We start from the raw sequence: 12522 nt of genomic DNA on the forward strand, positions 1-12522 counted from the left end.
AACCTTCTCTCGATCTAGAGCCGAAAGAATTATTGGCACTACCTTCTGCTACTTTCTAACTTTGTCGAACTCACGTTAATTAAGTGGTTACAGGCTGATTCGGATGCAAGAGATGCTGTAGTCAATTCTGTAGCAGGTTCGGGCAAAAGCACGCTACTCAAGCTGGCTGCTGATGCGATTTCGACGAGTAACGTAAAAATTCAAGACTGTCTGGTTTTGGTTTTTAATAAAAAGAATAAGACTGCATTAGTTAAAAAGCTCGACTCTCGTTGGCAATACTCAATTTCTACCGTTCATAGCGCGGGGTATCAGGTGTTGAAAAAATATCTCGGGGTCAAACGATTAGAGGTAGAAGAGTCCAAATATCGCCATCTAGCTAAGACCTTAGATTGGTTTGACGGTAGCGACCCCCAGCAGGATAAGGTAGTTAGCTTAAGCAGTTTTCTCAAACTATTTGAATTTGTCAGGCTGACTCTATCTCCTTTGACAACCGAAGCTTTGTCTAGGTTGGTCGAACACTACGCTTTAGATATCAACAAACAACATTTAAATGAAATTAGTCAAAGAATCGACTATCTATTTAAAGTGGGCATGGATGCTGCTGCGAATGAAGCTAGAATCGACCATACTGATATGCTCTGGCTGCCTGTAGTCTGGCAGGTTAACCAAATGCCTGGGTTTAAATTTGCCCAAAGAGTTATGGTTGATGAAGCTCAGGATATGAGTTGTTTGCAGCTTGAATTTGTTTTGTCTCTGGCTCACGAAAAAGCCAAAATGCTGTTTGTCGGTGACCCTGCTCAATCTATCAATGGATTTTGCGGGGCGGATACTGATAGCTTTAGTAATATTCAAGTAAAACTTCAGGCGAAAGAGTTTACTCTCCCAGTGTGCTACCGATGTCCCAAAATTCATATTGAACTGATTAACAAACTCTATCCTGAAATTCCCATCGTACCCAGAGATAATGCTCCTCTAGGGAGTATTAAAGTGATTCAAGAATGGGATTTATGGGATGAAACCAAAGATAGTCGAATCAAGCCAGGGGATTTGGTAATTGCTAGATGCAGCAGCAGCTTAGTAGACCTTCATCTCAAGATGATTGTCAGAGGTATTCCCTGTAATTTAGTCGGCAGTTCTCTACAGCAAGAACTGTTGAACCTTTTAGCAGTTCTTGCCGAACAGCCAGAATTTGAATATCAGAAGTTTGCTGAGTTTTCTCAGAGTTATTTAAAGTTCAAACAGTCTATCTACGAACAAAATGATAATGGGGCAATTCTACTGCTACAGTTAAAAGACCAAATCAAAGCTGTTGGGGCGATCTATAACCATTTTCAAACTAAGTCTTTAGCAGAATTAGCCTCTAGCATTAGGCAGTTATTTGGCTCAGAAGATGCTGAGGCAGTTTTGTTATCTACTGTTCATCGAGCTAAAGGGATGGAAAGCGAAAGAGTATATATAGCCGAACCTTTAACCTTACCTTTATTATGGGAAGGCCAAAAAGAATGGCAAGAACAACAGGAGCAGAATCTACTTTACGTTGCCCTTTCTCGGAGTACCAAGGACTTATTTTTGATTGGGGATGCTTTTTGGTATGACCAGAAAACTGGTTCGATTATCGATAAACATGAGTCTGATTTGACTTCTGTTGAGGGTTCTAGTGTTACTGAACTAGTGAAACTAGCATCCTCAGAAGAACTGGAACAATATATCAAGACAATTAGATCTGAGCAGGGTAAAAGAATTAGTCAGAGGTTTCAGAGTTTAGTTTAAGTGCTGAAAATCATTGGCTTGTCCCTAGCGGGAGTGCTAGGGGAAGTTTTTTGGTAATTAAATAAAAAATGAACGACTCAAAAAAGACAGGAGTTGAAATCGTCAATCTGTCTGAGCTTTATCCCGATCTGGGCCAAGGAATGCCAGTTACCCCAAAACTTAGAACTTTATTGAGACAAATGAGTATGGGAATTGATGTTCAGAAAATAGTTGAACATAATCCTTATCTTGCCAGATTAATGACCGAATGCCAGTTACTTTTTCCCGAAATGTTTAACAAAAAGTTGAATCAGTATTGGGATTATCAGGTTGCTTGGCAATTTGAGGGAGGGTGGCTCGAATCTTTGCTAGATCTAGTAGCAATGCAAGATTACAATATGTTGATAATAGATTGGTCTGGTCTAGAAGTTAATGAGATCGCCACAGCCCAGGCTTATATTTTAAGCCAACAGTTAAAGTTGCCGCCGAATAAGATTTCAATTATTAGTCTTCTGACAAATGATCTCAAAGCAGATCTTCGTATTTGCTTCAGCAGAAGAAGAATTTTTACCAACGATTTAGTTGTTTGTGAACAAGAATTAGGAGAACGATTAGCTCTGCTGCATCAGGGCAAAGATCTAAGATTGATATTGTCAGAACAAGAATCAGAAACGGAATTTAACCTTCTGACGGAAATCGAGGGTATTCCAGAAATATCAATCGATTAAACCTCGATACCCTTGCGGGTTAGCCATCGAGCAAGAATTTTGATGATTCATGGAACAATTACCTATCTCATATCAACTATATTCGAGTAACAATCAAGCTGTACCTCCAGTTGACCAATCAAATCAGTACTCAACTCAAGAACGTGTACCTTTGCTACAGCAGCAAGCTCAGATGGGTTTGGCTACTGTTGATACTCAAACTTATTTTCACTCCTATCAAAGTTTGCTGGCTCAGTTTAAGGGAAATGTAGACTGTCGGGTAATTCCAAGCAAGAAGAATGGAGATACGTTTACTTTAACTAAAGCAGGTGCAGAAAGGATCTGTCGCTTCTTTGGTCTGAATTATCAGCTGTTTGTCCTCCCTTCTACTAAACTAGATTTTGCCAACAATATCTTTTACTATGCTCACGAATGCCAATTAAGTTATCAGGGAAAAGTAGTGGGTAATGGGTTTGGCAACTGCAACAACAGAGAAACCAAATACAACAAATCTTACTCTCCCGATATTCTTAATACCCTAGACAAGATGTCTCAAAAAAGAGCTTTCATTAGTGCTGTATTATTTACTACGGGCGGAAGCAGGTTTTTTGGACAAAAAGTAGAGGAACTCAATGTTTAAGGTTAAAAGCGTGGATGGGTTCGAGATAAGCGTCTCGAATCTGGTTATCAGCCATTATTTGCGATTCACGTTGAGTCCAGGTTTTAACCTTCCATTCTTGAGGGGTCAATGGCTCAATATTAACTGAATTAGGAAGTGCGATTTTTGTGTCTCGATCCAAAAACTGGTTAAGCACTCTAGCTATATGCAAACAGCAATAGTCAGGGTGCTTGGCTATTTGATATTCGGCAAAGCGAATCACGATATAGCCGAGCTTGAGAAAGAATTTGTCCCGATAGATATATTTTGGATCTTCAACTAGATGAATCGGTAAAGATCCTTTAAATGAATAAGGCTCGTCAATTTCTAAGTCTACTGCGAGCTTGAGGTCGTCATTAATTAAGATAAAATCAGCTGTGGGAGTATAGCCTTGCTCGTCTTCAAACTGGCAATGTTCAATTATGCGCCAGGGGTAGATAAACCACTGGTTGAGATAACTTAAAAAATAAGCTTCGGAAAATCCTTTTTCGGCATCATTATTAATCTTAAAATCGTAAATACTGTCTCTTTTGTCTAGGGTGTTCAACAAAAAAGTAGTTTTACTTTTATAATTTTCTTTATTGCTTTTAAATTGCTTGATTAAATATTTTCTAGATGTTATTTCTCGATCGATTTGTCGCAAGTCATCCTTTAAATTTTGTTCATAAATGTGCAATCTCAAATAGCTTAAGAAAAATAAGATATTCAAGATAAAAAGACATATCCCAACTAGATGACTAAATAGTAATGAAATAGTGATTGAGAAGAGAAAAATAATGACAGCAATGCTACCCAAGTAGAACTGAATTAGTTTGAGTTTTCCGTAGTAGTGTATTTTGGGAATACAAATAGATATTGGTTCTAGACAAAATGTAGGGTTATTTTTTAGCTGAGGTTTTTTGAATTGATCGAGAATTTCAGTTAAACATTCTGGGTAGAATGTCATGGGATAGTATTCTCGATGCTGCTCGACTATCAATTCTTCCATATTAAGTAGGCTGTCGCCTTTTAATTTGCAACCACTAATACAAAGGTAACTCTAGAAAATGTCAATGTCTAGTTGCAAAGATCCAGAGGCTATAAACACTTATGACTCAAGAAAATATTAGTCTGTCTGAATCTTTAAAAGACTGTAAATATCCCTTGAAAATTGTTTTTACTATTGATAGAAAGAAAAATATTCACTGTTTGACTGTAAGTTATTCAGAGTCTTTTCCAGCTATAGCCAGATACGAAGAAGTTCCTAACGACTTGACTCAAGCGGTATTAGATTTACTGCCTGAATTTGATATTTCCCACAAGAATAAGGAATTGTCTAAGCGAAATCTAAGAAATAATGGTGAACGTAAAGTTAAGCCAATTGAAAGTACCAGTGGTACTAATAAACAAACTAAGAAGACCCCCAAAAAAGTTAAATTTGCTAAGAGCTTGATTTGAAAATGACTAATGAAAATGACAGCGTTAAAACTCAACCCAATACAGTAACGATCGAATATGAAGGACAGAAATATCCCGTCGAGAAGAGTAAGATTGAAGGATTAGAAGATCGACAAATACTAGACTTGCTCTGTGTTGGTTTTCCAGGGATGGCTAACGGTAAATTAGAGCGATTAGAAGATGGTTCGATTAAAATCATCAAGCGAGTCGGTACAAAGGGTAGAGATCGACTATTAGAGTTGCTGGGCGATTTTCCCGAAGATGATTTGCCAATTAAGATCGAGAGTCTAAATACTAAGTTAACTGAGGAATTGACCGTAAGTGAGTGGTCAGAAATTTATGAAACTCTAGACTTCGATCGCGTTCAGTCGATTTGTGAACAGCGAAAGAATTGTATTGATGCTGCGATTAGACGTTTGTATTTTGGCAAGAGTAATATCGTGCCTTTGATATGAATAGTCTTTTAGCAAAGTCTAGACAGATATCCCATAGATTCAGGGGGATTAAAGCTACTAAATACCTTTTTCCTGAAGAATTTGCTCAATTAAACCCAAATTTGATTTTAAATGATGATGCGTTAGAAATAATAGATCGTCGTTTAATCGAGCTGTTAAATGAGCATTGCTTCCCCTGTTTCGATCCCGATTACGATTACCAATTACAAAAACGGGAACGACCCTATTTAGGATTAGAGAAAATTGCCATTATGCCTGACCCCTATAGTGACTACGATTGCTACTATGGGGGCGTAGGTAATAGCTGGCTATACGTCCACATGACTATTGACGAGTATCTGGGCAGTTTGGGTTATGACGAGTCCATCGTAGATTTTGTCGAACGAACTTTAGAAGATTTTACAGGTCATCCCCTCTCAATTTTGCCTAATGTCTTGCGGTATGTCCTAGCCATAACCAATAATATCTGGCTTGATACTCACTTTGAGTCAGATAACGAATACGAGCTTACTGAACTTGAGGTAATTACCTTAGAGGAACATTACCGAGAAGCTTTGGGATTAATGGGGCAGTTAGAATTCTTTGATCGCTGGTTTCAGGATAATCGCGCTGTCGCCCAAAAGGTAATAGACGTTATTTTTCGTAAGGCTCTTGCCGATGATTCCTCAACTGATTAAACAGGCTCAAGCACTGCTAATTTTTCTTCAGGATTCAGCAGTATTTACTACTTCTGAAGATGGTCATACTTATATAAAACAAATCGATTTTACCAATTTAATTGAAATCTTAGGGCAAAAAGATTTTCAGTCAGACTGGTATTTGCAGCCAAACGTAGCTTTGCATAAAGTATGTCAATACAACGGACAAATACTGACCGTAAGTTCGGTACTACCCAGTCAGTATTTGCTGAGGTTTGACAATTTTAGCCTGAACGTTCCTTTGCCTGGGGCTGTAATTGTTCATAAACAGTCTCGCTTGTGGATCTTTGCCTACAAAGGACAGTTGAGCTTAAATTCTCAGCTATATCAGTTTCCTTTACCCAATATTAATTCAAATGGACAAGTCTGTTGGGGGAGTGTTTCGTCCCCCAATAAAGATACGGCTAGCATGTGGCATAGCTTCATTTCTTCTGAGTTCAACTATGACTTGGATGGGGGAAAGTCATTGTCTCACCCCAATTTAATCGTAGACAAATTAATCAGAATTTCTCAAAGTCTAGTCACTGTCTATCCCGAACAAGATTTAGTTCCTAATGGCTGGAGTTTGAATACAATTCTCGGCGTTGCTGATTAAGTAATGCTATACAAAGGATTACTTAATCAGCTATAAGCTATAAGCTATAAGCTTTTAATCAATTTTTACTTTTTGCTAGGGGAACAAAATATTTTATAAGCATTACGCATTCACCAACACCCAATTCTCCAGCTCCAAAACTACAATTAAATAATCATCATGCTTTTAAGTCATTCAGTAGCAGGCAATTTAACCAGTAACAATTTGCCTACAGGTTTTATCTGGGCAGGTAATGGTATCTTTCGTTCTGTAAGCAGACGAGAATTTAAAGCGGTCGTATCTCACCGTGAAGTTCACACTCCAGGTTTACCTGAGTTTAAGCAAGAGTTTAAGCTGTTAGTCCCTCCCGTACCTCAAAAAAAGGTGGAAGCTATTATCGAGCAGATTCAACAAGAGCCAGATTTAGAACAGCTATTTTATCTTTACTGGCGGGGCGATTGGACTCCGTCCACGGACGCGCCTCCAGGCGGACGGAGCGAAGCTCCTAATCCCTTTGGGGCAAATCCTTTAGGGCTTCGCGATCGCTGGGAAGTTCTTTACCCCGAACAAGAATGCACTCCTAGTACCTGTATTGCTGGCGATCGCTTCCCTGAACCTGCCGTGATTGAAATTCACTCCCACGGTGCTGCACGAGCGTTCTTCTCTGGTACTGACGATCTCGAAGAGGATGGTTGCCGAATTAGTACAGTGATTGGCAAAAGCAATGGTCAACTGGAAATTATCAGCCGAGTCTGTGTTCACGGATTGTTTTTGCCTATCCAATCAAGTCTAATTTACGAAAATATTAGTTTGTACTGTAATTATGTTCTCCCTTTCTAGTCCGTTACAGCTAAATTTCAGTGATTTGTCGATTCTCAATGCCAAGCCCATCTATTTTGGCTTTCCCCACGTACAAATTTATGTAGTGGGCTGTGGTGGAACTGGTAGCTTTCTAATTCCGCACCTATGTCGTATTGCTAACTTTCTCAATGAGACGGGCAGACAAATAGATTTGACCCTCATTGACTTTGACCGCATTGAAGAAAAGAATTTGTATCGACAAAACTTTTGCCAAGCAGAATTGGGCTACAACAAGGCGCAGGCGTTAGCAATGCGCTATAAAACTATGTTCCCAAAATTGACTATTGCAGCAAGGTCAGATTCTATAGACGCGATCGAGTTTACTACCTACAAGCCGAGTTTGATAGTTGGCTGTGTTGATAATGCTCGGGCTAGGGCAAGTATAGAAGAATTAATGATTCAGCACGCATCTATGTTTGCTCATGGCGTAACCAAAAAGCCTTGCTGGTGGCTTGACTGTGGTAATAGCTATACCCACGGGCAGGTTGCGATCGGCAACTGGGACTCTGTTGAGCTTGATGACTATGTTTTAGAGCCAGCTACCTGTATTAGACTGCCCCTGCCTACGATTCAATATCCCGAACTATTGCTGCAACAGGTAGATGAAGATGAGGATATTTCCTGCGCCGAGCAAGCTTTACTTAACGGTCAAAGCCTCAATATTAATTCCCAAATGGCAATTGTAGCAGGAGAAATGATTCACCAGCTGCTTAATTCTCAACTCAAGAGGATGCAGGTAGAGGTAGATATTTTTCGGGGTTCAGTTAGTTCGACTTGGATTAGTCAAGAAAACATCGATCGCCTTGTAGAAAGGGCAAAAGCTGTTGTTTATCAATAAAGGTAAAGGCTTTGATTTATCATAGGAATAAAAAGAATAATGATATGACTGAACTATTAGAACAAGCGATCGCCGAACTTAAAAAGCTGACAGATACACAACAGAATGAGGTGGCGATGATGATTTTAAAGCAAATCCAGTCTCATCCTCAAGATAAACTATCTTCCCTGTGGCAAAGAGTAGATGAATTGGGTACAGACGAAGAGCAACCTACTAGGTCAGAAATTAGCACAATGGTAAAAGAAGTGAGACATAGTAAAAATTAGGGATGAAAGTCTTACTAGATACGAATATTTGGATTTCTGGTTTACTTTGGGTAAGAATCAATAAAATTAATCAACAACAAAAATGACTAATAATTATCCTTTTGCTCAAGAACTGATTACCGATACTCAAGGTAATATTCGACAAGTCATTCTCAACTTTGAGGACTATCAACAGTTGTTAGAAGGATTAGAGGACGAGGCACTTTATCAGGCTATGAAAACAACTATCAACGAAACGCCTATGAGTCGAGAGGAAGTATTAAAAGCACTTGAAGAAGAATGAAAACGGAATATCTTCCCAGCTTCACCAAAGACCTCAAAAAACTTAAAAAAACATTTACTTATTCAGAAATTAAAAAACTAGTATTTCAAACCATTCCCGACTGTCAGAATGTTACCGAAATTAAAAGTCTCAAAAAAATTAAAGGACATGAAAACGCTTTCCGTATAAGAGTTGGTGATTATCGGATTGGTGTCTTTATTCAAAAGGAAACGGTAACTTTTTCAAGAGTGCTTCATCGCCGAGATGTTTACCGTTATTTTCCTTAAGTATGAGCGATTACGCCCCCCTAAAGATTATGACAAAGGAACTGCTTAATTTAACTATTCCTCACTCGTTACCATTACTAGAATCTCTTTGTTGGAATGTTGCCAATCCCTATAATCTTTCTTTAAAGGAAATGCTATCTATCTATGAGACTAGATGGAGGTTTAGGGGGGTACTTGGCAGAGCAACTAAAGCTGAGTTAAATTTTGTTCACCTACTGGCTCAAGCGTACAATCGCCCATCCCTACTACCAGAACAAATGGAAATAGACAAACAACAATTCTACCAGAAGGTTCGAGGAATTGTTAACAATCTCGATCCAGAGATTTTAATTGAATACCAAGCTTATTTTGGTGGTGGCACGATGTTAAGCTTGGAGCGAGATTGCTACCGTCTTAGTTACGACTTAGATTTTCTCTGCAATTTAGACTCTTTTAATCGGTTGAGACGGTGGGTTGATGAGGGGCGAGTCAAGGAGCTACTCAAGAGCGATCGCCTGAGTATTGGCGAAATAAAAAAGGATCTTTATAGCATCAGAATGCCTTTAATTTTAGATCGAGAATTACCGCCAATTAAATTAGAGTTCATTGCCGAAAATCGCTTTGAACTCAATCCTTGTGAGATTGGGGAATTAGGGCTTCCTTTGCTCAATCTAACCGATCGCTTTACTAGTAAACTACTTGCTAATGCCGATCGCTATCTGGATTCTTCTACTCACGCCAGGGATTTGATCGACCTGACAATACTACGCTTATCTAGACCAATTCCCCAGGAATCAATCTTGGCAGCAGAAGCCAACTATCGAGTAAGACAACCTTTAAGAGAAGCGATCGTCAATTTCCAAAACAAGCCAGAATGGAGAGCTAGTTGCTATGAGGCTTTAAGTGTTGACAATCCAGTTAGGATAATTGATGGTTTGGATGAGTTGGCAACAGATTTCGAGATGGAAGCGACTGAAAGAAGCTTTCGAGAAACTGACATTAGAAACCAATCAAGAAGAAGATCCCATGGTTTGAGCAGGGTGGCAAAATTCTCGTGTTAGACAAGACAAAACTAGATGCGATCGCTGCTCTAGATTCAAGTAATTATAATTTTACTTATTTATTGATTAAGACGACTCAATAGAATTCGCAGCCATTTTCGCTGATCTTTCAAAAGCATCTGCTGCTCTATTGCAAGATCGGTAAGTTGAATATTAATTCGTGATTGTAAAGTCGTTAATTCTTGATAACGTCGAAGTAGTCTTTCTACTTGCAACTGCTGTTGTCGTCTTTGTCGGGCAGCAATCAATTGACTCCGATTCAATCGCAAACGTTTAATGGTAAATACGCCTGTTGGCGTGAGTGCTGTCAATTGACCGTCTTCTTGCTCAACAAAATGCTGACTAGCGGATTCTTGGCGAGGGTTCCAAAGTATCGGGGCTATTTCTGTTCGGGGCCAGTAGTCTTGTTTGTATTGGTTACAGGCGATGCAAGCATAAACCAGATTCTCCAATGTATCTGAGCCTGCTTTGGTACGAGGCTGGAAATGATCGATCGTGAGCATCCCACCGACATCGATTTCGTTGACACCACAAAATTCGCAAGCACACTGAGCGCGTTGACGTACCTGTTCTCTAATTGATGCAGTCAGGCTCATGCAGATCGAGGAACAATAAGCTGTTGTTTAATTTCGGAGATCTCTTCACGCAACGACTTATTTTCTTGGGTAATCTGGTGGAGCCGCTGAACTCCGACGGTAAGCTGCTCGATCGCAATATCGACCTGATTTTGCAGTGCGACTAAATTTGGCAGAGGTAACTGAGCCGCTTCGAGCATTGACTTTTCCGCTGCATCTTTTTGGGCATACCAAGCCTCCAGTTGCTCTTTTTCCCGTGCGGTTAGCTGTTCACCAATCGTATCGAGATCGTGTAGTTGCATTCCAAGTTCATCACTGATCATAGAGACTTGTCCTCTTAAGATTGACTCTATTTTAACCCAATCCTTTACCACCCAGTTGATGTGGGAAGAAGATCCTATGGTTTGAGCAGGGTGACTTGAAGCTTCATTTGGGTGTAGCTCATAATTGTTTAAACAAATGCAGGCGATCGCAGATTACCTTCAAGGTAGCAAAATTCTCGTGTTAGACAAGACAAAACTAGATGCGATCGCTGCTCTAGATTCAAGTAATTATAATTTTACTTAATCCAGTTAGGGTAGCTTTTTTCGGTTTTGTAAGAATAATGTTTGAGACGAATGACATTACTGACTCGTCCCTTGCAGTTTTTTAGGAGATTTTGACCTGGAATGATATCCAGAATTTTTCTGGATATTATACTTATTTGGCATGACATCCATATAAAGTCGGGATATCATCGTCAAAAATATATACCGAAAGTTTCTGCATAATAGATAGTTATGCGGAAAGATTGGCCGAGTGTCGATCGTGAATCATCGGTCATGAATCAATAGTGATGGGTTAGAAATGATTGTTGCAGAGCTACCGTTCAAAGATTTTCTAGAACTTTTACGAAGAGGCGGGAGAGAGCAGGGATTTATATTCCTTGTAATTTTTGTAGCTCGTGAGGCAGATTGTCCGCAAATGTTTAGGCAAATTGAAAAAACTTGGTCATCATTACACGACTTGACTGGTTCGGAGATGTTGTTTTTAACAGTTGATGGAACTTCTTCCTCTCCGCCTCCCAAGAGAGGACAGTTTAGATCTTCTAATGGTGCTCGTGATGATATAGGATTTATCACCAAGTCAGGAGAAGGCTGTACGTATTCGCCAGAATGTAGGCTTTTACAACAGATTAATATCGCAAATAGATATAATAGTAGAAGAGAATTTATTAGCTCCAACACTAGACCTACACGTAGACATGGTGATTGGAAGGATGAGCAGACACTAGGGATTTCTCCTCTTCTTGAGGTTTTGGAGGAAGTACAAGAAGAAGATGTTCCATGCTTGTATTTTGAATCTCTTGTTAATAAACATCATTTTACTATACCTATAAAGTCTATTAATGATGCTCAGCTTTCAATTTATGAATTGCTAAAAGCGACTTTTAACAAGAGCAGACCGTTCATGCTTGAGATGCGAAAGACTGCTTTATCAAGAGAAGATTCATGGAATTCTATTCATAACTTAGAGTCATCTATAAAGTCGTTAAGAAATCAACCACAACCAGCTCTTCAAAGGCTTAGGCATACAAAATCTTGGTTAGAGAATTGGAGTGAATCTAATAAAGTACTCTATCCAGACGTGGCTGCTTTAGTTGATCGATGTTTGTCTGGTCAAGTAGGAATGAAAGAGATTTATTCTGGTATTTTTCATTTGAAAGAAATCCTTAACCCTGCTGCATTCTCTGAATTGAGATCGCATCTTAATAGAATAGTTGATCATAGCAGGCAATTAAAGGAAATAGCAGATGGAGTAGAGATTAAACAGGCAAATCAAGCGCTGATAGAAATTAGAGAAGAAAAGATGCAGGAACTTAAAGCCAAAGTTTCTGCATTAGATGATGTTCTAGTCAACTATTCTCTCCAGTCTGAGGATCTCATCAGAAAAGTGATTTCAGATCAGATACCTGCAACCAAACAACTAACTGAAGAACCACCTATACGTGTAATTTATGCTGAAAAATATTTCGAGAGTGTAGAAGGTGGTTATACTGGACGTTGTTCAAACGAGGGTTACAGTTGGAGGAAAAATCACTTGTTAAATAGTACATATGTTTTAAATTCCCTACGA

Annotated in this window: 17 protein-coding genes; 14 read left to right on the top strand and 3 right to left on the bottom strand. The window is 39.1% G+C overall.

Going from position 1 to position 12522, the window contains the following annotated elements; all coding sequences use genetic code 11:
• Window positions 1–78: 78 nt before the first annotated feature.
• The 3 genes from C7B62_RS20830 (at window position 79) to C7B62_RS20840 (ending at window position 3096) form a co-directional block, all read left to right on the top strand.
• A complete protein-coding gene (locus C7B62_RS20830) occupies window positions 79–1770 on the top strand; it encodes a UvrD-helicase domain-containing protein (RefSeq protein ID WP_255414070.1) in 1692 nt (563 codons plus the stop codon).
• Between the two features lie 68 nt (window positions 1771–1838).
• The gene (locus tag C7B62_RS20835; protein WP_106241775.1) at window positions 1839–2477 is read left to right on the top strand and encodes a hypothetical protein; all 639 of its coding nucleotides are present in this window, start codon (window positions 1839–1841) and stop codon (window positions 2475–2477) included.
• Between the two features lie 49 nt (window positions 2478–2526).
• A complete protein-coding gene (locus C7B62_RS20840) occupies window positions 2527–3096 on the top strand; it encodes a hypothetical protein (RefSeq protein ID WP_106241778.1) in 570 nt (189 codons plus the stop codon).
• Here C7B62_RS20840 and C7B62_RS20845 read toward each other — a convergent pair.
• Complete coding sequence (locus C7B62_RS20845) at window positions 3086–4102, bottom strand: hypothetical protein (RefSeq protein ID WP_106241781.1); 1017 nt, start codon at window positions 4100–4102, stop codon at window positions 3086–3088. The genes C7B62_RS20840 and C7B62_RS20845 overlap by 11 nt on opposite strands.
• 101 nt (window positions 4103–4203) lie before the next feature.
• On the opposite strand from C7B62_RS20845, the gene C7B62_RS20850 reads away from it, so the two are divergent.
• The 10 genes from C7B62_RS20850 (at window position 4204) to C7B62_RS20895 (ending at window position 9832) form a co-directional block, all read left to right on the top strand.
• The gene (locus tag C7B62_RS20850) at window positions 4204–4551 is read left to right on the top strand and encodes a hypothetical protein (protein ID WP_106241783.1); all 348 of its coding nucleotides are present in this window, start codon (window positions 4204–4206) and stop codon (window positions 4549–4551) included.
• Window positions 4552–4553: 2 nt separating this feature from the next.
• Entirely contained in the window at window positions 4554–5006 is a 453-nt protein-coding gene (locus C7B62_RS20855; RefSeq protein WP_106241786.1) for a hypothetical protein, read from the top strand.
• Complete coding sequence (locus tag C7B62_RS20860) at window positions 5003–5683, top strand: hypothetical protein (protein ID WP_106241789.1); 681 nt, start codon at window positions 5003–5005, stop codon at window positions 5681–5683. The genes C7B62_RS20855 and C7B62_RS20860 overlap by 4 nt, the downstream gene beginning before the upstream one ends.
• Window positions 5664–6299, top strand: coding sequence for a hypothetical protein (locus tag C7B62_RS20865; protein WP_106241793.1), 636 nt, complete (start codon window positions 5664–5666; stop codon window positions 6297–6299). The genes C7B62_RS20860 and C7B62_RS20865 overlap by 20 nt, the downstream gene beginning before the upstream one ends.
• Window positions 6300–6458: 159 nt before the next feature.
• Complete coding sequence (locus C7B62_RS20870) at window positions 6459–7118, top strand: hypothetical protein (RefSeq protein ID WP_106241796.1); 660 nt, start codon at window positions 6459–6461, stop codon at window positions 7116–7118.
• A complete protein-coding gene (locus C7B62_RS20875; RefSeq protein ID WP_106241799.1) occupies window positions 7102–7977 on the top strand; it encodes a ThiF family adenylyltransferase in 876 nt (291 codons plus the stop codon). The genes C7B62_RS20870 and C7B62_RS20875 overlap by 17 nt, the downstream gene beginning before the upstream one ends.
• 44 nt (window positions 7978–8021) lie before the next feature.
• On the top strand, window positions 8022–8243 hold the full coding sequence (locus C7B62_RS20880) for a hypothetical protein (RefSeq protein WP_106241802.1): 222 nt from the start codon (window positions 8022–8024) through the stop codon (window positions 8241–8243).
• A gap of 82 nt (window positions 8244–8325) precedes the next feature.
• Window positions 8326–8526, top strand: a complete 201-nt coding sequence (locus C7B62_RS20885; RefSeq protein WP_106241805.1) for a hypothetical protein — start codon at window positions 8326–8328, stop codon at window positions 8524–8526.
• Entirely contained in the window at window positions 8523–8792 is a 270-nt protein-coding gene (locus C7B62_RS20890) for a type II toxin-antitoxin system RelE/ParE family toxin (protein WP_106241807.1), read from the top strand. Before C7B62_RS20885 ends, C7B62_RS20890 begins: the two co-directional genes overlap by 4 nt.
• A gap of 29 nt (window positions 8793–8821) precedes the next feature.
• Window positions 8822–9832: a nucleotidyl transferase AbiEii/AbiGii toxin family protein gene (locus C7B62_RS20895; protein WP_158260719.1), complete on the top strand. Its 1011-nt coding sequence runs from the start codon at window positions 8822–8824 to the stop codon at window positions 9830–9832.
• 59 nt (window positions 9833–9891) lie between these two features.
• On the opposite strand, the gene C7B62_RS20900 is transcribed toward C7B62_RS20895, so the two are convergent.
• Together C7B62_RS20900 and C7B62_RS20905 are read right to left on the bottom strand one after the other, a co-directional pair.
• On the bottom strand, window positions 9892–10428 hold the full coding sequence (locus C7B62_RS20900; protein WP_106241813.1) for an HNH endonuclease: 537 nt from the start codon (window positions 10426–10428) through the stop codon (window positions 9892–9894).
• Complete coding sequence (locus C7B62_RS20905) at window positions 10425–10709, bottom strand: hypothetical protein (protein WP_146132156.1); 285 nt, start codon at window positions 10707–10709, stop codon at window positions 10425–10427. The genes C7B62_RS20900 and C7B62_RS20905 overlap by 4 nt, the downstream gene beginning before the upstream one ends.
• Before the next feature lie 544 nt (window positions 10710–11253).
• On the opposite strand from C7B62_RS20905, the gene C7B62_RS20910 reads away from it, so the two are divergent.
• Window positions 11254–12522: hypothetical protein (locus tag C7B62_RS20910; RefSeq protein ID WP_146132157.1), on the top strand; the 1269-nt coding region annotated here is incomplete at its 3' end.

This window comes from Pleurocapsa sp. CCALA 161, assembly GCF_003003995.1.
GTDB lineage: Bacteria > Cyanobacteriota > Cyanobacteriia > Cyanobacteriales > Xenococcaceae > Waterburya.